At 70.6% G+C, this 18,142-nt stretch carries 17 protein-coding genes, 1 tRNA gene and 1 pseudogene; 5 read left to right on the forward strand and 14 right to left on the reverse strand.

Annotation, left to right across the window (positions count from 1 at the left end; genetic code table 11):
* Window positions 1-5 precede the first annotated feature (5 nt).
* The 3 genes from ACWD1Z_RS19565 to ACWD1Z_RS19575 form a co-directional block, all read right to left on the reverse strand.
* Complete coding sequence (locus tag ACWD1Z_RS19565) at window positions 6-224, reverse strand: FmdB family zinc ribbon protein (protein WP_389416272.1); 219 nt, start codon at window positions 222-224, stop codon at window positions 6-8.
* A gap of 86 nt (window positions 225-310) precedes the next feature.
* Window positions 311-1,696: a hypothetical protein gene (locus ACWD1Z_RS19570; RefSeq protein ID WP_451120183.1), complete on the reverse strand. Its 1,386-nt coding sequence runs from the start codon at window positions 1,694-1,696 to the stop codon at window positions 311-313.
* 77 nt (window positions 1,697-1,773) lie between these two features.
* Window positions 1,774-2,511: a DUF4097 family beta strand repeat-containing protein gene (locus ACWD1Z_RS19575; protein WP_451120185.1), complete on the reverse strand. Its 738-nt coding sequence runs from the start codon at window positions 2,509-2,511 to the stop codon at window positions 1,774-1,776.
* A gap of 233 nt (window positions 2,512-2,744) precedes the next feature.
* On the opposite strand from ACWD1Z_RS19575, the pseudogene ACWD1Z_RS19580 reads away from it, so the two are divergent.
* Window positions 2,745-4,417 (forward strand): annotated as a pseudogene (locus ACWD1Z_RS19580) (IS200/IS605 family accessory protein TnpB-related protein).
* A 16-nt stretch (window positions 4,418-4,433) separates the two neighbouring features.
* Window positions 4,434-4,505, forward strand: a tRNA-Val gene (locus tag ACWD1Z_RS19585).
* Window positions 4,506-4,554: 49 nt separating this feature from the next.
* Here the strand turns inward: ACWD1Z_RS19585 and ACWD1Z_RS19590 are convergent.
* Window positions 4,555-4,785: a DUF2277 domain-containing protein gene (locus tag ACWD1Z_RS19590; RefSeq protein WP_451120187.1), complete on the reverse strand. Its 231-nt coding sequence runs from the start codon at window positions 4,783-4,785 to the stop codon at window positions 4,555-4,557.
* A gap of 117 nt (window positions 4,786-4,902) precedes the next feature.
* Here ACWD1Z_RS19590 and ACWD1Z_RS19595 point away from each other — a divergent pair, with 117 nt between their 5' ends.
* Entirely contained in the window at window positions 4,903-5,802 is a 900-nt protein-coding gene (locus ACWD1Z_RS19595; RefSeq protein WP_451120189.1) for a ketopantoate reductase family protein, read from the forward strand.
* 178 nt (window positions 5,803-5,980) lie between these two features.
* Here the strand turns inward: ACWD1Z_RS19595 and ACWD1Z_RS19600 are convergent, their stop codons facing one another.
* From ACWD1Z_RS19600 to ACWD1Z_RS19630, 7 genes are all read right to left on the reverse strand, one after another.
* A complete protein-coding gene (locus tag ACWD1Z_RS19600) occupies window positions 5,981-6,640 on the reverse strand; it encodes a hypothetical protein (protein ID WP_451120191.1) in 660 nt (219 codons plus the stop codon).
* Window positions 6,641-6,676: 36 nt separating this feature from the next.
* A complete protein-coding gene (locus ACWD1Z_RS19605) occupies window positions 6,677-7,342 on the reverse strand; it encodes a hypothetical protein (protein ID WP_451120193.1) in 666 nt (221 codons plus the stop codon).
* A 23-nt stretch (window positions 7,343-7,365) separates the two neighbouring features.
* Window positions 7,366-8,709, reverse strand: coding sequence for a hypothetical protein (locus ACWD1Z_RS19610; RefSeq protein WP_451120195.1), 1,344 nt, complete (start codon window positions 8,707-8,709; stop codon window positions 7,366-7,368).
* Window positions 8,706-9,023 (reverse strand): hypothetical protein, encoded by a 318-nt coding sequence (locus ACWD1Z_RS19615; RefSeq protein ID WP_451120197.1) that lies wholly within the window; start codon window positions 9,021-9,023, stop codon window positions 8,706-8,708. Before ACWD1Z_RS19615 ends, ACWD1Z_RS19610 begins: the two co-directional genes overlap by 4 nt.
* A 31-nt stretch (window positions 9,024-9,054) precedes the next feature.
* Window positions 9,055-10,140, reverse strand: coding sequence for a hypothetical protein (locus tag ACWD1Z_RS19620; RefSeq protein ID WP_451120199.1), 1,086 nt, complete (start codon window positions 10,138-10,140; stop codon window positions 9,055-9,057).
* Entirely contained in the window at window positions 10,137-10,808 is a 672-nt protein-coding gene (locus ACWD1Z_RS19625) for a hypothetical protein (RefSeq protein ID WP_451120200.1), read from the reverse strand. The genes ACWD1Z_RS19620 and ACWD1Z_RS19625 overlap by 4 nt, the downstream gene beginning before the upstream one ends.
* A 185-nt stretch (window positions 10,809-10,993) precedes the next feature.
* Complete coding sequence (locus tag ACWD1Z_RS19630) at window positions 10,994-11,500, reverse strand: GNAT family N-acetyltransferase (protein WP_451120202.1); 507 nt, start codon at window positions 11,498-11,500, stop codon at window positions 10,994-10,996.
* A gap of 140 nt (window positions 11,501-11,640) precedes the next feature.
* Between ACWD1Z_RS19630 and ACWD1Z_RS19635 the strand changes: the two genes are divergently transcribed.
* Entirely contained in the window at window positions 11,641-11,970 is a 330-nt protein-coding gene (locus ACWD1Z_RS19635; RefSeq protein ID WP_389416284.1) for a hypothetical protein, read from the forward strand.
* Window positions 11,971-12,033: 63 nt separating this feature from the next.
* Here the strand turns inward: ACWD1Z_RS19635 and helR are convergent, their stop codons facing one another.
* Both helR and ACWD1Z_RS19645 read right to left on the reverse strand, forming a co-directional pair.
* On the reverse strand, window positions 12,034-14,202 hold the full coding sequence (gene helR / locus ACWD1Z_RS19640; RefSeq protein WP_451120204.1) for an RNA polymerase recycling motor ATPase HelR: 2,169 nt from the start codon (window positions 14,200-14,202) through the stop codon (window positions 12,034-12,036).
* 151 nt (window positions 14,203-14,353) lie between these two features.
* Window positions 14,354-14,953 carry a DedA family protein gene (locus tag ACWD1Z_RS19645; RefSeq protein WP_451120206.1) on the reverse strand — a complete coding sequence of 200 codons (600 nt, stop codon included), beginning with the start codon at window positions 14,951-14,953 and terminating at the stop codon, window positions 14,354-14,356.
* 183 nt (window positions 14,954-15,136) lie between these two features.
* On the opposite strand from ACWD1Z_RS19645, the gene ACWD1Z_RS19650 reads away from it, so the two are divergent.
* Window positions 15,137-15,670 carry a superoxide dismutase family protein gene (locus tag ACWD1Z_RS19650; RefSeq protein ID WP_451120208.1) on the forward strand — a complete coding sequence of 178 codons (534 nt, stop codon included), beginning with the start codon at window positions 15,137-15,139 and terminating at the stop codon, window positions 15,668-15,670.
* A gap of 404 nt (window positions 15,671-16,074) precedes the next feature.
* Here ACWD1Z_RS19650 and ACWD1Z_RS19655 read toward each other — a convergent pair whose 3' ends face one another.
* The gene (locus ACWD1Z_RS19655; protein ID WP_451120210.1) at window positions 16,075-17,964 is read right to left on the reverse strand and encodes an FAD/NAD(P)-binding protein; all 1,890 of its coding nucleotides are present in this window, start codon (window positions 17,962-17,964) and stop codon (window positions 16,075-16,077) included.
* Window positions 17,965-18,142: the final 178 nt, after the last annotated feature.

Genomic DNA, 18,142 nt, shown 5'->3' on the forward strand with positions numbered 1-18,142 from the left:
CCCCTTCAGCTGCAGCAGCCTCCGCCGCAGCAGCCCCCGCCTCCGCCCCCGCTTGCCCGGGGCGCGGGGGCGCTCGTCGTCCCGCCGACCGCCACCGTCGACAGCAGCTTCACCGTGTCCCCATGCCCCGCGGGACACTCCGCGGGATCGGAGGACTCGGCCATCGGCCGGCTCAGCTCGAAGGTGTCACCGCAGGACCGGCACCGATACTCATAGCGAGGCATACGAACAGGCTAACCGGCCGGACGCATGGCGAGGCATACGGACGGAGGACCGGACTGAAGTCACAGCGAGGCATACGACCGCACGGCTAACCGGCCGAGCCGCCCCGCTCCTCACGGATCTGCGCCACCACCCGGGCCACCGTCTGCCGCACCCCCTCCAGCTCCGTCAGGAAGTGCCAGTAATCCGGGTGCCGCCCCTCCAGCGTGCCGATGGCCCGCTCCAGCCGGGCCACCGAGTCGTCCAGCGGCCGGGCATGCCGCGGATCCGGCGTATGGCGACCGGCCATCGCCAGCCGCTGCGCGTCCCGGATCGCGAACCGCGTGCGCTCGATCTCCCCCCGCGGATCCTTCTGCACGGCGTTCAGCCGCCGCAGCCGGTCACCCGCGGCCGACACGGACTCGTCCGTCGAGTTCAGCAGCGCCCGGGCCGTGGACAGCAGCGCCGTCGCATCCGGCCACCGCTGCTCGTCCCGCGCGGCCTGCGCCTCCTTCAGCTTCAGCTCGGCCTGCCGGACGTTCTCCACGGCCTGGTCCGGCACGCCCTGGAGGTCCTGCCAGCAAGCGACCGTGAACCGCCGCCGCAACTCGCTCAGCACCGGCTCCACCTGCCCGGAACGGGTCGTCAGCGCCTGCGCCCGCGTCCGCAGCGACACCAGCCGGTGATCGATCTCGGCCGCCCGCTCCGGCAGCCGGTCGGCCTCCACCCGCACCGCCTCGGCCTCCCGGGCCACCCGCTCGGCCCGCTCCAGCGTCTGCGGCACGCCATGCTGCCCGGCGCCCTGGTTCAGCTTGGTCAGCTCGGGCGCCAGCGCCGCCAGCCGGGCCGCGAGGTCGTCCGCCGCCAGTCCGGACGACCGTACGGCGTCCAGCGCGTTGGACGCGGCCAGCAGCCCCTGCCGGGCCCGCTCCACCGCCGGCGCCAGCCGGGCCAGCTGCGTCTCCGCCTTCCCCAGCAGCGGCCCCAGCCCGTCCTCGAAACGGTCCAGCTCCCCCTTGACCCGGACCAGCTCCTCCTTGGCCCGGGTCAGCGCGGTGCGCGCCTGCGCGGCGACCGATGACTCCAGATCGTCCCGGTCCAGGTCATGGGCGTCGACGGCCTCGATGTACTGCTGGCTGGCCGCGTCGATACGTCCGCTGATCGCCGCGAAGTCGGTCACCGCGCGATGCGCGGCGGGGGAGTCGTCGACAGCCGTGATGGTCTCGATGGAGATCCGCAGATCACGCTGGGCCGTGTCGAGTTCGTAGAACGCCGCCGCGGCGGCGTCCTTCGCCGCCTGCGCCTCGGCCCGCTGGTTCTCCGCACGCCCGCCGAACCAGCGCCGGGTGCCGCCGCCGGCGAACGCGGCGGGCAGCACGAGCGCCGCGGCCAGCGGCAGGGCGAGCAGAGCGACGGTGTCCACGAGCGCCTGCCGCACGGGACGGGGTGCACGCGGCACCAACGGCGAGTACGGCTGCGAAGGTGTCGCCGTCACATCCCTCTCCCGTGCTGTGGTCCGCCCTGCCCGGCGTTGTCATTCTCCCACCGGTTAAGGACGAACACACGGGCCGGTTAGTTCGCGGTTCGCACCGTGACTTTCCCGTCCCCGGTCCGCGCGCTCACCACATGCGCGCTGCGCTCGTCCCGCGGCACGTCGACATCCACCCCGCCGTCGCCGGTCTCGGTCGTCACCCGGTACGTGGCCCGGGGCACCTCGATCGTCACGGAACCGTCCCCGCTGCGGGACTCCACCAGGTCGGGCACGGCCCCGAGTTCGAGCTTCACCGACCCGTCCCCGGTCTGGGCGCGCACCTCACGCGAATCGACCTCGGCGCGCACGGAGCCGTCCCCGGTGCGCAGCCGCAGCGGCCCGCTGGAGTCGGTGACGTGCACGGACCCGTCACCCGTACGGATGCTCAGCGCGTCCTCGAACCCCTGCGCCCGCACGCTGCCGTCCCCGTCCTCGACCTCCACGGCGACGCCCCGCGGCACCTCGATCCGGTGCTTGGCCGAACAGTCCGCGATCACCCCGGAACACTTCAACCGCAGAGTGAGCCGGTCCCCCTCCATCGCCCACGTCACCTTGGGCTCGCCGCCCATCACGACGGACCCCTCGAACCACCGGGTCACCTTGACCTGCCCGGCCGGATGCGCGTCCGAGGCGACGATCTCCAACGCCGAGTCATCGGAGTCGACGACCAGCGAACCGCCCTCCAGCCCGAAACTCCGCCGCTCGGGCTCCTTGTCGTCCCCCGCGGAAGCCCCACACCCCGCGAGCCCTCCGACGACCAGCGCCACGACCCCACCCACGACAGCAACCCGACGACCCACGACGATCTCCCCCACCACTGGAAACGGACCTTCCCCAAGCCCTCCCGACGGTATGCACCCCCGTCCCCCAGGGGGATCCGGACCACTCCCGGGTTTCGGGTGGGGTTAACCCCCGGAGAGGCTGTGAACCGTGCCCGAGTTCCGGAGCCGAACGAGTGACCATTCCCGGTGACGTTCGTTGTGTGCGATAGAAGGATCTTCGTGTCGGCGGGGTGGGCGGGACGCGGGAGTTGGCGGCGTCGTTCGTCGTGCCCGGTCCGGCCGGTGTGGCCATCCGGACGCGGTTGCGGCTGTCCTCGCAGGACGAGTCGGTGCTGACCCAGGTGGGCCTGTTCCTCGGCTCGCTGGCTGCGAGAGATCTGGCGGCGCGGTCCGGGCAGCGGGAAGCCCGGGAGGTGCCCTCATGGGCCGCCCGGAAGCGGGCGCTGACCGTGGTGTCCTCGGCGCGGTGGGCCGGCAGTCTCACCAGGGCGACGGACGACCAATGGGCGCTGGCCAGGCGTGGTCAGGGCGATGGGATGGCGTGGTTGCGGCGGGAGATCGCGCGGATCCAGGCCCGGCTGGCCCGGCCGCTCGGTGCCAAGGCCGACAAGCGGGCCGGGCTGGTGCGGGGCTGCGCCGACCGACCGGAGTGGCACGCCAAGTCGCGTCGCCTGGCAGTCCTCCGGGAGCGGCTGGCCGGCCTGGAGACGGATTGGGCGGCGGGCCGGGTGCATGTGGTGCGCGGTGGAAAGCGGCCGGCGCGGTCGAGTCATCGCCTCGATGAGGCCGGGCTGAGCCGAGAGGAGTGGCGGGAGCGGTGGCAGGCCGCCCGGATGTTCTTGGCGGCGGACGGGGAGACGGGCAAGCGCTGGGGAAACGAGACCATCCGCGTCACCGACAGCGGGCAGCTGTCGATCAGGCTTCCGGCGGCACTCGTTCACCTGGCCAATGCCCCGCACGGCCGATATGTGGTGGCCGCGACCGTTGCCTTCACGCACCGCGGCGAGGAGTGGCGGGAGCGGATCGTCAGGGCCCGGTGCGTGGCCTACCGAATCCACCACGACCCGGTGCGTCGTCGCTGGTATGTCACGGCCTCGTGGAAACGCACCCCGGACCCGGTGCTGCCGCTTCGGGCGGCACTGGCTCGTGGCGTGGTCGCGGTGGACATGAACGACGACCACCTCGCGGCCTGGCGCCTCGACCCACACGGCAACCCGATCGGTGAGCCCCGGCGATACCACTACGACCTCTCCGGCGGCGCCCAGCACCGGGACGCCCAGATCCGGCACGCTCTGACCCGGCTGCTGCACCATGCCCGCCGCAGTGGTGTCACGGCCGTCGCGGTCGAAGACCTCGACTTCACCGACGCCACCAGCCGCGAGCGGCACGGCCGTGGCAGACGGTTCCGCCGCCTGGTCTCCCGGTTCCCCACCGCCAAGCTCCGGGCCCGCCTCGTATCCATGGCCGCCGAGCAGAACATGACCGTCGTCGCCGTCGATCCGGCGTACACGTCCCGGTGGGGTGCGCAGCACTGGGAGCGGCCGCTGACGACCTCCACCCGCCAGGCCACCCGCCACGATGCCGCAGCCGTGGCGATGGGCGCGCCCTTGGGCATTCGGTCCGGCGACGGACGGCACCGCCCCCGCACGACCGGAGCGATCGTGCGGGGCATCGGACCGTCCAGGCCGGACCGGACACCCGAGGGCGTGAGGGACCCCTCCCCCGCACCCCGGACCACGGGCATGACCCGTGCCGCCCGGATGCGGAGCGAAAGCGGGCGACCAGCGTGCCCAACACCACTCGGGGCACGCGGCCGAGCACCTCTCGCTCGGTCCTCAGGAAGACAGCAAACCCCTGCCCGCACGGGATACCGGATTGCGGGGCAGGGCCCGGGACAATGTAGGCTGTCGGCCTGTCCCGGGTGCGTAGCTCAGTGGTAGAGCGCCTGCCTTACAAGCAGGATGTCGGCGGTTCGAAACCGTCCGCGCCCACCTTGGTGAGTGAGAGGTCCCGGTCCATTGCGGCCGGGGCCTTTTGCGTTCAGGCCGGTTTGCGGGTCGGGTGGCCGCGGACTTCCAGGTCTGTCAGGAGGGCCGTCGTGGCCTCCGCGATGGCGTCGACCGCTCTGTCGAAGACCTCCTTGTTGTGGGCGGCCGGGGTTCTGAAGCCGGAGACCTTGCGGACGTACTGGAGGGCGGCGGCTCTGATGTCTTCCTCGGTGGCCTCTTCGGGGAGGACCGGGGGGCGGAGTGTCTTGATGCTGCGGCACATGTGTCCAGTCTGACTCCCGGCACTGACAATGCGCCCCCGCGCGTGGGCGGGGTCTGCCATGATCGCGACGAGGCGGCCACCGACCGATGGGGCCGACCGACGAAGGGACGTACTCCCATGACGACCGACTTCACCGTCGCGATACTCGGGCCCGGCGGAATCGGGGGCCTGCTCGGTGCGCTGCTGTCCCGTGCCGGGCACCGGGTCATGTGTCTGGCCGGCGAGGAGACCGTCGGCACCCTGCGGGAATCCGGGATTCAGGTGCGCAGCGGGCTGTACGGGGACTTCCGGGCCCCCGTCGAGGCGGACACCGTGCTGCGCGAGCCCGTGGACGCCTGTCTCGTCGCCGTCAAGCACACCTCCCTCGACGCGGCCCTGGAGCGGGTTCCGGCCAAGGCTCTGGGCGACGCCCTCCTCGTACCGTTCCTCAATGGGGTGGAGCATCCCGCCGTGCTGCGGGCCCACCATCGGCCGGAGCTGGTCGCTCCCGGTGTCATCCGGGTGGAGTCGACGCGGGTCGCTCCGGGTGTCATCGAGCACGGCAGTCCGTTCGCCGAGATCGATCTCAGTGGGGATCTCGTGCCGCGGGAGCGGCTGGACGGGTTGGCCGGCGTGCTGGGGGCTGCCGGGCCCACTACCCGGGTGCTCGAGGACGAGTCCGCCGCGCTGTGGGCGAAGATGGCCTTCCTCGCGCCGCTCGCCCTGCTCACCACCCGGTACCGGCTTCCGCTGGGTGAGGTGCGTACGCGGTACCGGGAAGAGCTGACCGCGCTCGTCGAGGAGGCCGGGGCCGTGAGCCGGGCGTGCGGGGGGCCCGCCGATCCCGCGCAGGCCCTCGGGCGCTACGACGGCTTTCCGGCCGCCACCAAGTCCTCCATGCAGCGGGACGCCGAGTCCGGCCGTCCGCTGGAGCTGGACGCCATCGGCGGGGCGCTGCTGCGGGCGGCGGACCGGCACGGGGTCCCCGTGCCCGTGACGGCCCGCCTCGTGGCGGAGCTACGGGCGGCCGGGCACTGATACGGCGGGGGAGGGGCCGTCAGCAGATCCTGCCCGGCCCCTTCGTCGTGGCCCGCAGCGGGTCTCGTACGAGGTCGAAGCCGACGTCGAAGTCGATGGTGTCCGGCTTGCGGAGCTGGAGGAAGGCGATTGTGCGTCGGCGGTCAGCAGAGAGCCCGGCCAGCAGCCGCTTCTCCGTCTACGCCTCGGGCAAAGGGCACTCAAAGCTGGTTAGTTGAGCGATCTGCTGCAGAATCTCCCGGTATTGCTCTCGGTGTCCCACGGCGGTGGTACTGATCATCAGGACTGCCATGCGCGTGGAGTCCGGGTGGGGGAGGTAAGCGTAGATCTGGAGCAGCGGGATCGGTGCAAGACCCGACTCTGGAGTTGGTATGCGAACCGTCTCGCCCATCGATGCGGGGCCACTGGGCAGGTCCAGGTATTCGACGCGGGAGAGTTGATCCCCCGTCGCAACTGCCCTTGCCGCGCTCACTGATCGTGGGGACCAGGCGATGTCACGCCAGGAGACGGTGAAGAGGGAGTGCAGAATGCCTCGACTGCTTCCCTCGGTGTCGTCGCGATGTACCCCCAGCGAGCAGTGCACGGTTCCCACTTCGCGTAGCGCACTGAGAAGTTGCTGCCCCGCAGCCAATTGGGCAATGAACCGTTGACGAGTCACCCCGTCCGGAAAGGCCTCGACCAACGGAGCGATTGCTTCCCGAAGCCGGTTCGCTTCGGGGGAGGACGGAGGGGCCAGGAGAACATCGATCGGTACCTCGGTGAAGCCGCCCGGCACGGCGAACCAGATACCGGCGTCGGGGTCACTTACGGATTCATCAAGGAGGACGCGAGAGGTCATGTCGCTGAGTCTCCGGACGCTGGGCGGAGCAAGAAATCAGGGCTGTGCAGGACGGACTCCAGCACGGCGCCCACGTTCGATGTCTTCGTCGGTGGCTCCCCAGGAGGCGACCGAATGACGGCCTCCGTCCGCCGCGGTCTGCTGACTGAGAAAGCGGAAACGGCGAGGCTTCGATCCGTCGGGAGCAGGCGCAGCGATCACGCCGATGAAGCGTGGGTCGCCCGCGAGCCACACCACACCGATCTGGGCCTTCAACGCAGGTGCGGCGCGGGGAGCCATGCGGCGGTGCCACCAGCCAACCCCCCAATGCCGGGGGAACACCATGGGCAGGGGCTCCACGGGGCGTGCCGGGTTCGGGAACTCGAACCACCCGTACTGCCTGCCGATGACGTCGGTCCGCTCACTGAGGCCATGCACGGCATTTCTATGCAGTTGCCATGAGTACTCCTGGAGGACACGCCTCATCCGGAAGAGTGTGGGAAAGACGAAGAGCTGAATGAAAGCCCGGTAAAAGCTGTAGATCAGAAACGGTACGAACAGAATCGCGTACCCGGGCGACAGCAATACCGCGAGGATCGAGAGCAGAGCCCCCCACAGAGCAACCCAACCGACGAAAGCGATTGCGTTCACCGTCAACTGTTTTGACCAGGCGGTCCGCGTCGGGGGGTGTTCCCATGCAACGGTATAGGCCGTGGGATTCATATGAGATCTCTCTTGTCCTCTGCTTAGAACGCGTACCGGGCCAGGTCGACCAAGGCGCCGCCGTCCAGGATGCCCCGTACGCCGTCAACGCCGGTGCCACTGTCCTTCGCTCCGTCGTTGTCCAGGGAGTCCACCGCACTGGAGACGAGACCGTACCCAGCGGTCACCACACCGAGTGAAGCTGAGGTGATCTCGACGACCTGCCCGGCCTTGGCGGAGTCCCGGGCCCCGCGTACGACGAGGTCCAGGGTCGAATTGCCGAGGCCGGTGATGGCCTTGGCTTCGTCCATGGTCTTACTGCCCAGTGTGGTCAGCACCTTTCCGAGGGTGACCGCTTCCTCGCCGGCGCGCAGGGCGCTCATCGTCCCCCGCACGCCCATTCCCACGGCAGCCACGCCGGGAACCGCTCCCAGAATGTCTCCGCCGACGCTGACGAGGTTGCCCCAGAAGTCGGAGTCGAACTCACCCTTCATGAAGCCATCCTTGAGGGATGCGAGTACCTCCGAGTCGGAAAGCCGCATGGCGAGTGCGGAAGCGCTCAGTGCAGCTGCTGCGAGCAGGAGGACGGCGGCAGCCATGCCACCTGTGGCCACGAACAGGGCTACCAACCCGATGACGCCCGCGGTGAAGCTGAGGATGTCGGGCAGATTCTCGGTGATCCATTCACCGAGTTCATCAAGCCACCCTGGTTCGTGTGGCGCCAGCTTGTCCGTGGCGTCGCGGATCTTGCCAGCACGGTGCCGAGCCTGTTGCTCGTGCTCTTCGGCGAGCCTCTTCGCCTTGCCGATAATCTTGTCGAGCTCGGCCTGGGCTTCCTGCACCGCCGTGTTCGCGTGGGTCAGGTCCTTCCGGGCCTCGTCGTGGGACTCGCCTTTGCCGTCAAGGTCGGGGTTGTTCTTCGCTTTGTCGGCATGGCCCTTTGCCTTGTCCACGGCATCATGTGCGTCTCTGGCGTCGTGGTCCAGCTTCTTGGCTCGGCGCTGAAAATCGTCGAGTTCGCCTTCCCAGCGGTCGAGTTGTCGCGCGGCCTTGCGGAGGGAACGGGCGGCGTTCTTCAGGTTGAGCGGGAGAGGCCCGCCCTCTAGTTGCTCGCGGTAGGCGACGGCAGCGTCCCCCTTCCAGTAGCTGCCGTCCATGAGCTTGGTCACGAGCCCATGTGTCTCTTCAAGGACTTTCACGCAGTCGACCAGCTTCTTGTACAGGTCGCGGACAGTCCCGATATCGCCTGGGGTCGGATTGAACCCGAGATGGGGGTAGTTGGGGTTCGGGATGGTCGGCGAGGACTTGAGCCCCTGTGGCAGGTTCCCCTCGCGGGCTGCCGGTGAGCTGACGAAGGGGGGTTGTTCGAGACCGGGCGTTACCGTCACTTCTGGCCCCCCGACTTGCCGTCTCTGGCCTTTTTCAAGGCTTCTTCCAGCGCCTTGTCCACTTCTTCATAGCTCTGCTTGCTCTGGCCGATGATCTTGGCGAGATCCTCGGTCTGCTTGCCGATCTCCTCCGTGCCGTACTTCCAGTCTCCTTGGAAGTCCTCGCACGCCGAGTCCAAGTCGTCGGTGCCCAGCCCGGTGACGGTCGCGTCGCTCAAGGCTTTGCGCAACCCTTTCAAAGAACTGCTCGAATCCTTCAAGAGCTGCATGAATTGAGCGAGTTCGCCGCCGTCTACAGCTAGCCGGTCAGCCATACACTGATTTCCTGTTTCGTGTTACTGCGCTTCAGCGGTTGATGGCCTGGATTTCCTGGACGGTGACGGGCTGGTTGTTGCCGTAGGTGCCGTTCGGGAGGTCGCCGCCCGTGCCGCCCGTGCCCGTCCAGGTGATTTGCCAGGTGATGGTGGCCTGGAGGTTGTAGGTGCTGTTGCCGGAGGAGCGGAGGTATTTCAGGCCGCAGGGTGGGGTTTTGTTGGCCTTGCCTTTGGCGTAGGGCTCGCCGATGGAGCCGTCGGTGTTGATGGCGCACTCGCCCGATGCCGGGTAGGTCTCGGCGTCTGTCGTGCCGGGCTCCAGTTTCAGGGCTACCGGCTTGGCTGTGGTGGTGGCCTGGAGGTTGAGGCCGGGGGCGTTGATGGCGGCCGTGGCCTGGATCTCGTCGAAGACGGTCTTGTCGAGCCAGGCCCAGGTCGGCAGGTTCACCTTGGTGACCGCCTCGGGGGCGAGAGTGACCTCGGTGTCCGGCAGCTCCATGTGCTGGTAGGCCAGGGCTGCGAGGATCTTGGGGGTGATGGCCTGTTCGTACTGGGGTGGCGGGGGCTCGCCGGTCTCGACCCAGAAGGGGAGGTCGTTGCATGAGCTGCGCTTGAGCAGGTCGGGCTCGTTCGGGTTCTCCACGGCGGCCCAGAACATGCCCTTGCCGTCGTTCTCGACGTTGTAGTCCTTGTAGCCCGGTGTGTCGGTCCAGCCGTACTCGTCCTCGTAGTGGCGCTGCAACTCGCTGAGCGCGGCGCCGGCGTGGCCGCCCATGCCGGGGGTGTTCAGCTGGCTCTTGATGTCCTTGGACATCTTTTCCTTGAAGTCCTTGGCGCCGAGGTAGGGGGCGTACCAGCAGGGTGGTGGCGTCCAGTTGACGTCGGCGGAGGTGACGTTGCCGGTGCCGTCGTTCTTGGCTACGGATCCGGAGTAGTGGATGCGGGCGGCGGCGTAGATGCTGTTGCCGTCGCTCCCGCCCTTCTCCTCCGAGCCGTCACCCTTGCCGAAGTCCACCGGTTCCGCCGCGGAGTTGGGTGCGGTGAGAAGAACGGTGGTGATCGCGATGGCCAGGGCAGTAGCGCTGGTGCCGAGGACCGTGCGCAGCGATCCGTTCACTGGCACTGCTCCGCCTCGGTCTCCACGAATACCTTGGATGCCTGCCACAGGCCGTCGCTCGTGGGGACCTTGACCATGATGATCTTGTAGTGTCCGAAGTCCTTGAGGCTGGGCTCGGTCTTCAGGACCTTCCCCGTTGTGACTTCCTTGCCGTAGAACTTGCTGGCATCCGAGCAGAACGCGACCTCCACCGAGCTGCCGTTCGACGCGGACCGGGTGGTGGCTTCGTAATGGCGGCGGGTGCCGGTGGCGGTCCAGCCGCCCTTGATCCACTCGTTGATCTGCACCTCCCCGTAGTGGAGTCCGTCGCCCGTGGCGTAGGCGGTAAGGGCGGCGTCCTTGGTGGTCCGCTTGTCGACACCCCGGTAGATGGCACGGAGGAAGTTCGCCGCGTCCTCCATCGCCGCCGCCTCGTTCTCGTCCTCCGGCTCGGCCCAGTCGAAGACCAGGTTCATGTCCTTCGGCAGGGAGACATCCACGCCGTCCGGCTTGTTCTCCGCCGGGGTTCCGGAGGGCTGCGCTGACTTCGTCGGCTTTTCCGTCCCCTGCTCGGCGCCGGCGATCTTGTCGTTGTTGCTGGAGTTGCCGTCCTCGCTGCCGCACGCTGTCAGCAACAGGGCCGCCGTCGCGGCGAACGCGGCAGCAACGGGCAAAGAGCGGCGCTTCACAGTGGACTCCCCGTGAGATACAGATGCAGGTGAGAGCACTGACGGTATCGGTGGGGCTGGTGGGTTCGCCAGGCGGAACCTCCTCACTGGAGTGGGTGTTCAGGACATTTCTGGTGCAAATCTCGCGCGCGTTTGGGGTCGCGTCCGGCCCAGCCGCTTCGCGGAAGCTATCGGCCGACGGGTCGTCAGATTCCGAACGGCTTGGCGTAGCGGATCGTGCCGGCCGGCAGTGGGTCGGGGGTCAGGGCGAGGGCCATCAAAGCCTCGTCCGGGACGTCGAAGGTGACGCCGATGCCGTGGGCCGAGGCCCGGTCGAAGCCGAAGCGGGGGTAGTAGTCGGGGTGGCCGAGCACGGTGATGAAGCGTTCGCCCCGCTCCCGCGCCGCGTCCAGGACCGCCCGGATCGCCGCGCCGCCCGCGCCGGTGCGCTGGTGGGCGGGGTGTACGGCGACGGGGGCCAGGCACAGGGCCGGTACGTCGTCGATGTGGCAGCGGGTCAGCAGGGCGTAGCCGATGGGGGTGTCGGCGGTGTCTGTGCTGACGTAGGAGAGGCCGTCGATCCACGCGTCGTCGGTTCGCAGGGCGTCCACCAGGTCGGCCTCCAGTGGCGTCTCGAACGCGCCGAGGACGATCTCACGGACGGCCTCGATGTCGGCGGGGGTCTCCGGGCGTGCGGTCCAGGGTGAGGTCATGGGCCCATTCTCGGTGAGCGCTACTTGGGGTCGTCGACGCCCAGCGCCTCCGGGCGATCAGGCACCCGTCAGGCACCCGTTCGAATGAACCCCGGGAAGCAACTCGCCACCCAAAATCGAACAGGCGTACCATTGCGGCCGTGGCTACGACCTATGACTTTCCGAGTGACCTCCTCGCCGGTCAGGAGGAGCTGCATCAGGTCCGGGCCGAGCTGTCGGCCCTGCTCAAGCGGCTTCCCTGGTCGGTCGAGCCGCTGGACGGATTCAGCGACGACCACGGCTGGCGGAAGATCGAGCGCCCGGCCTCTCCCGGCTGGACCGCGGATGAGCAGGCAGCCGTGGAGAAGCTCCGGCAGCGCGAGCACGAGCTCGCGGTGTTCGTCAGTACGCACCGGTTCTGGGCCGAGGTCGCCGCGGAGGACCGGGTGGACGCGCGGATGAAGGCCAAGCACGCCCACGACACCTCATGAGCTCCTGTCCACGCGGGTGCGGGCCGGCCCGTACGGAACACCGGCCGGCCCGCCCGCCGCACCTCATGCGCTCGTGAGGACTACCAGCTTCTGCGTCGCCCTCGTCATCGCCACATAGCGGTCCACCGCTCCCTCGATGCCCTCGCCGAAGCGCTCCGGGTCGACCAGGACCACCAGGTCGAACTCCAGCCCCTTCGACAGCGACGGGGTCAGCGACCGGACCCGGGGCGTCGCCTCGAACGACGGGTCGCCGATCACGCAGGCGATCCCGTCGTCGTTCGCGTCCAGCCACTCGGTGAGGATCCGGTCCCGGTCCGCGACCGGGCCGTGGACCACCGGGATGCCCGAACTGCGGATGGAGGTCGGCACGTTGGCGTCCGGCAGCGCCGCGCGGATCACCGGCTCGGCCTCGGTCATCACCTCTTCCGGCGTGCGGTAGTTGACGCTGAGGGACGCCACCTCGACCCGGTCCAGGCCGATCCGTTCGAGCCGTTCCTGCCAGGTCTCGGTGAAGCCGTGCCGGGCCTGGGCGCGGTCGCCGACGATCGTGAAGCTGCGGGACGGGCAGCGCAGCAGCAGCATCTGCCACTCCGCGTCGGTCAGCTCCTGCGCCTCGTCCACCACGACGTGCGCGAACGGGCCCGCGAGCAGGTCCGGGTCGGCGGTGGGCAGTTCGGACTCGTCGACGAGGTTGCGCCGGAAGTCCTCGCGGCGCAGCTGGGTCATCAGGCCGTCGCCGTCGTGATCGGCCGCGATCAGGTTCTCGACGACCTGGGTCATCCGGTCGCGCTGGACGTCGAGGGCGGCCTGCGCCCGGCGCTTGCGGCGTGCCGCCTTCGGGTCGCCGAGCCGCTGCCGGGCCGCGTCCAGGATCGGCAGGTCGGACAGCGTCCAGGCGTGCGGGGCCGCCTTGCGCTGCAGCAGCCGGACCTCGTCCGGGGTGAGCCAGGGCGCGCACAGCCGCAGATACGCGGGGACCGACCACAGGTCGCCGACGAGGTCCCTGGCAGCCAGCAGCGGCCAGGCCCGGTCCAGGGCCTCCACCAGCTCCGTGTCGTGCTGCAGCGCCCTGCGGAACTGCTCGGGCGGGATGTCGGCGTCGTGCTTGTCGAGCAGGATGGTGACCAGTTCGGCCCAGACCAGCTCGCGTCCCTCGTTGTGCGGGGTGCCCGGCCCCGGGGCCTGGAAGGCCTCGGCCCAGTCGGTGGCGGTGAGCCGGACGTCCGCCCAGGGGGTGCTGACCGTCATGCCCTCGGTGGGCGGGTCCTCGTAGAAGCGGACGGCCTTCTCGACGGCCCGCACCATGTCCGCGGACGACTTCAGGCGCGCGGCCTCCGGGTCGCTCTCCTCCGGCGCCTTGGCGCCCTCGGCGACGAGATCGCGCACGGTGCAGGTCTGCACGCCCTCCTCGCCGAGGCTGGGCAGCACATCGGAGACGTACGACAGATAGGGCTGGTGCGGGCCCACGAAGAGCAGGCCGCCGCGCCGGTGGCCGAGGCGGGGGTCGGAGTAGAGGAGGTAGGCGGAGCGGTGCAGGGCGACGACGGTCTTGCCGGTGCCGGGGCCGCCGTCGACGACGAGGGCGCCGCGCGATCCGGCGCGGACGATGGCGTCCTGGTCGGACTGGATGGTGGCGAGCACGTCGCGCATCCGGTCCGAGCGGTTGGTGCCGAGGCTGGCGATGAAGGCGGACTGGTCGTCGAGGGCGGCGTGGCCCTCGCGGCCGTCGGCGGTGAACACCTCGTCCCAGTAGTCGCTGATCCGGCCGCTTTTCCAGCGGTACCGGCGGCGGCTGGCGAGGCCCATCGGGTTGCCGTGGGTGGCCGCGAAGAAGGGTTCGGCCGCGGGGGAGCGCCAGTCGAGCAGCAGGCGGCGGCCGGTGCTGTCGGTGAGGCCGAAGCGGCCGATGTACACCGGCTCCGGGTCGTCCGCGGTGACGATGTGGCCGAGGACGAGGTCGAGCCCGAAGCGGCGCAGGGCGCGCAGCCGGGCGGTGAGCCGGTGGACCTCCGCGTCCCGGTCCATGGCGGCGCGGCCCGCGCCGCCGGGTGCCCTGAGCTCGGTGGCGAGCTGGTCGGACAGCTCGGCGATCGTCTGCTCCAGGCTCTCCGCGATGGCCGCGAAGTGCCGCTCGTCGGCGGCGATCAGCGCGGGGTCGGCCTTGGCGGCCAGCCGCTCGGGAAGGTCGAACGCACTCTCACTGGACAGGTCGATCGACAAAGAAGCACTCACTTCGTGAATCACTCATTTCCGCAGCTACCGGCGTTGAGGGAGCGATTCTGCGGCATGAGGGGGGCCTTGCCGCAAGGCCCCCCGTGCGCTATAAGTTAAGAGTGGCAAGGGACGCGATCCCTTGCCTTTTGTTCTGTCCAGGGTACGCGGATCAGGCAGGACGGCGCCGCATCAGGTACGTCGCTCCCGCGCCCGCCGCCGTCAGCGCCCCCAGGGACACCCCCGCCGCCAGCCAGCCCGCGCCCATCCACTGCGCGCCCAGGTAGCCGAGCGCCACGCTGTAGGTGGCCCAGGACAGGCCGGCCAGCGCCGACCAGGGCAGGAAGTCGCGGGCGCGGCGGTGTGCGGCGCCGGCGCAGAAGGAGACGACCGAGCGGCCGGCCGGGGCGAAGCGGGCCAGGACGACCAGGGTGCCGCCGCCGCGGGACAGGGCCGCGCCGAGACGTTCCTGCGCGGTCCTCAGCCGACGGGAGCGGGCGATCGCGCGGTCCAGGCGGGCGCCGCCGTGCCAGGCGAGGCGGTAGGCCACCAGGTCGCCGAGGACGGACGCGGTCGCCGCGCAGAGGGTGAGCGCCAGGACGTCCGGGACCCGGGCCGCCGTACCGGCCGCCGCGGCGGTGGCGGCCATGATCACCAGTACGCCGCTGGGCAGGACCGGCACGAACACGTCCAGCAGGACCGACAGGGCTACCGCCCCGTAGATCCATGGACTGGCGGCCAATGATCCAACACTTTCGAAACTCTCCAGCACCCCGACTCCCCGTTTCCCCCGTGGTTGTACAGCGTACGCGGCAGGGAGTGACGGGTGGTTCACAGGGGGCTCGTGTGTTCAACACGTGATGTTCACCCGGCTGCCGGTCCCCGGCGGGCGGGGGACCGGGGTGTCCCGTAGCAACGGAGAGGGGGTCCTGAACCCAGCGACGTTAGGAAGATCATGGTGGCAGGCATATGCGCGGGCGCCCTCGCGGCGGTCGTGCTCGCCGTCGGCGGCGGTGACGGCGCCGGTGGTTACTCGATGCGGACGGACGCGCGGTTCGCGCCGCCCGGCGCCTTCGTCCGCTCGGCGGCGCTGACGTACGACGCGGAGCTGGTCCCGGCCGCCTCGTGGATCGAGGTGGAGCAGCGGATGACGACCGGCGGCGCGACGAGCGTGCGGCTGCGGGTCACGGGCATGAAGCCGGGGCACCGGTACGGCGTCCATGTGCACCAGAAGCCGTGCGGCGCCGATCCGGCCGCCGCCGGCGGGCACTACCAGCACGAGGTCTCCTCCGCGCCGCACCATGTGACCGCCGAGAACGAGGTCTGGCTGGACTTCACGGCCGACCAGCGCGGGGCGGGCGAGGCGCGGGCCCGGCACAACTGGGGCTTCCGGCAGGGCGAGGCATCCTCCGTCGTCCTGCACCAGGAGCCGGGCAGCAAGGGCGTCCGGGTCGGCTGCTTCACGGTGCCCTTCGGCTGGGCCGCCTGACCCCACGCTGATGGGGGCGTCACGGGTGCCCCATGCTGCTCGCGAGTGCAGCATGGGGCCGGTCCGCGGGCGCGCCACCGCCTCCGCGGCCCTACGGAACCCGGCCCGCGGACGACAGCGACCGTCCCTGCCGGGGCGGGGCGGGGCGGCGCAGGCGCCGGGTGTCGGATTCGGTCGGGCTGCGGGGGCCGTCTCCTGCGCGGCCCTGTGGTGCGTGGTTTGGAGGACAGCGGCCGTCCCCGCTGGGGCGGGCTGTGCAGGCCCCGCGGAGTCGGCGTGTGGCGCATTCGGCTCCGCCCTCGTGGCGGGTAGTGCGGCCCTTGCCGCCGCGCTCGGGCGGCGGCGCCTGTCCCCGGCGGGCGGGATTACGCGGGCCCGCGCCGAGCGCCACCCGGGCCGCCGTCTCACGCGCACCCCCTCGTTGCGGCGAGTGTCGTATTCGGACTGGCTGTGGGTTCTGCCTCCGCGGCGGCAGTGCGCAGTGTGGCCCTCGCCACTGCGTCCGCGTCCGCGAGGGTGATCGAGTCCACGCCCGGTCTGGCGCCGGCCGCGGTGACCCAGTGGACCCCCTCGGTCGGTACCCCGAAGGCGAACCGGCGTGTGTGTGCGTGGCCTTGACGGTCTATCAGGTGGTAGGGGCGCGCGGTCACGTCCAGGCCGCCGGTCTCGTAGCCGTCGACCGTGTGCGGACGGCACTGTCCGGTCTTCAGCAGCCGGGCGAGGAGGTCGTCGGCCGTGCGGCGCAGGTCCGGTTCCGGGAGCCGGGCCTCGACCAGCGTGGTGACCCGGACCGCCGATCCCGGCACGGCCGGGGAGTGCGCGACCCACGCCCCGTCCTCCTCCCGGACCTCCAGGCGCGGCCCGAGGACCTGCACCACGCCCGCCTCCGTCAGGGCCGCCAGCTCCTCTATGCGGCGCCGGGGCGGGCCGATGGAGAGGAAGGCGTTGAGCGGGGTGTACCAGCGGTCCAGGTGGTCCCGGCGGGAGGCGCCGGCCAGTCCGCCGTGGTCCACGATCTGCCGCAGCTCGTTGCGCAGATCGCGCAGCACGTCCAGGGCGGCCTTGAGCGGGCCCGCCGTATTGCCGAGGGCGGCCTGCGCGGCGTCCTCCCGCAGGTACGCCAGCAGCCAGGCGCGCCACGCGTCGGGGCCGGCGAAGTCCAGTCCCTCGTACGGCCGGGAGATCCGGTCCCAGGACCAGCGCTTCTCCTCAGCAACCCCGAACTCGTCCAACACATCCCGCTCTTGAGGACTCCGGTGCGGGGCGGCGAGGAAGCGGTCGGTGAAGTCCGGGGCGGGGGAGAGCAGCGCCTGGTAGTAGACCGTCTCCACCTCCTTCGCCACCAGCGGCCATATCTCCGCGAGGAAGTCCGGGGCCTCGCCGGAGTCCGCGCGCTTGCGGAAGGCGGCGATGACCTCGGGGGTGAGGACCAGGGGGAGATGGCGGCCGTAGGGGCCCTTGGCGTTGTCGCCGCGCGCCTGGTAGGGCAGGCCACGCCGGGAACCGGCGTACAGGCGCGGCTCGTTGCCGGAGGGCAGGTACCGCAGGCCCTGCCCGGCGCGCACGAAGCGCCCGCCCCGGCCGGTGGTCAACAGGGCCATGTGGTCGAAGAAGTTGAGACCCAGGCCGCGCAACAGCACCGGTTCGCCGGGCAGTACGGCCGACAGGTCGACGTCGGCCGGGTTGGCGGGCGGGATGTGGCGCAGGCCGTGCTGCTCGGCGTACGCGGTCGTCGCGCGCTGGGCGGCGTCCGGTGCCGTCGGGAGGTGGCCCTGGGCGAGGACGACCGCCGACAGGCCGGTCAGGGTGCGGCCGTTGTCGAGGGTGAGGGTCTGGCGGCCGTCGGGGGCGTCGTCGAGACGGGTCGCCCGTGCCGGGTGGGTCTCGACGCGGACCGTGGGCGGCGCCTCGCGGACCGTGCGGGCGAACACCCACTCCAGATAGCGGCCGTAGTGGGCGCGGGTCGGGTACTCGTCGGGGCCGAGGGCGCCGGCCGCCCACTCGTGCAGGCTGGGGCCCGGGCGCAGGGGGCCCGAGCAGTCCACGCTGTCGTCGGTGAACAGGGTGACCTGGCTCGCCACGGTGTTCATCAGCAGCTCGGGCGACTGGGCGGTGCGCCAGACGCGTCCGGGTCCCGGCGGGGCGGGGTCGACGACGTGGACCGTCAGCCGGGCGCCCGGGGGGAGGAGTTCGGGGGCGGAGGCGCACAGGCGTTCCAGGACGCTGGTGCCGCGCGGGCCGGCGCCGACCACGGCGACGGAGAGCGGCAGGGGGTCCGTGGTCGGTGCAGACAAGAGGGTGACTCCCGGGCGGTGGGGCGCATGGGCGGACGGCCGCCGCCTCCACTGGAAGCGGACGGTCCGCCTCATCATGCCGTCGGGAGGGGGTGGATCCGGGCCCGGGGTGGGACGACTGTGGGATGCCTCACTGGCATCTGGGATATCGGGTGCCACGACCACGGCAACCGTCCGA

The sequence above is a fragment of the Streptomyces sp. NPDC002784 genome, from assembly GCF_053592135.1.

What these genes read in the sequence shown, in the direction of transcription:
- ACWD1Z_RS19590 (WP_451120187.1), bottom strand. Translation starts at nt 4,785, where the DNA reads ATGTGCCGCAGCATCAAGACACTCCGCCCCCCGGTCCTCCCCGAAGAG.
- ACWD1Z_RS19565 (WP_389416272.1), bottom strand. Translation starts at nt 224, where the DNA reads ATGCCTCGCTATGAGTATCGGTGCCGGTCCTGCGGTGACACCTTCGAG.
- ACWD1Z_RS19630 (WP_451120202.1), bottom strand. Translation starts at nt 11,500, where the DNA reads ATGACCTCACCCTGGACCGCACGCCCGGAGACCCCCGCCGACATCGAG.
- ACWD1Z_RS19595 (WP_451120189.1), top strand. Translation starts at nt 4,903, where the DNA reads ATGACGACCGACTTCACCGTCGCGATACTCGGGCCCGGCGGAATCGGG.
- ACWD1Z_RS19600 (WP_451120191.1), bottom strand. Translation starts at nt 6,640, where the DNA reads ATGACCTCTCGCGTCCTCCTTGATGAATCCGTAAGTGACCCCGACGCC.
- ACWD1Z_RS19650 (WP_451120208.1), top strand. Translation starts at nt 15,137, where the DNA reads ATGGTGGCAGGCATATGCGCGGGCGCCCTCGCGGCGGTCGTGCTCGCC.
- ACWD1Z_RS19605 (WP_451120193.1), bottom strand. Translation starts at nt 7,342, where the DNA reads ATGAATCCCACGGCCTATACCGTTGCATGGGAACACCCCCCGACGCGG.
- ACWD1Z_RS19615 (WP_451120197.1), bottom strand. Translation starts at nt 9,023, where the DNA reads ATGGCTGACCGGCTAGCTGTAGACGGCGGCGAACTCGCTCAATTCATG.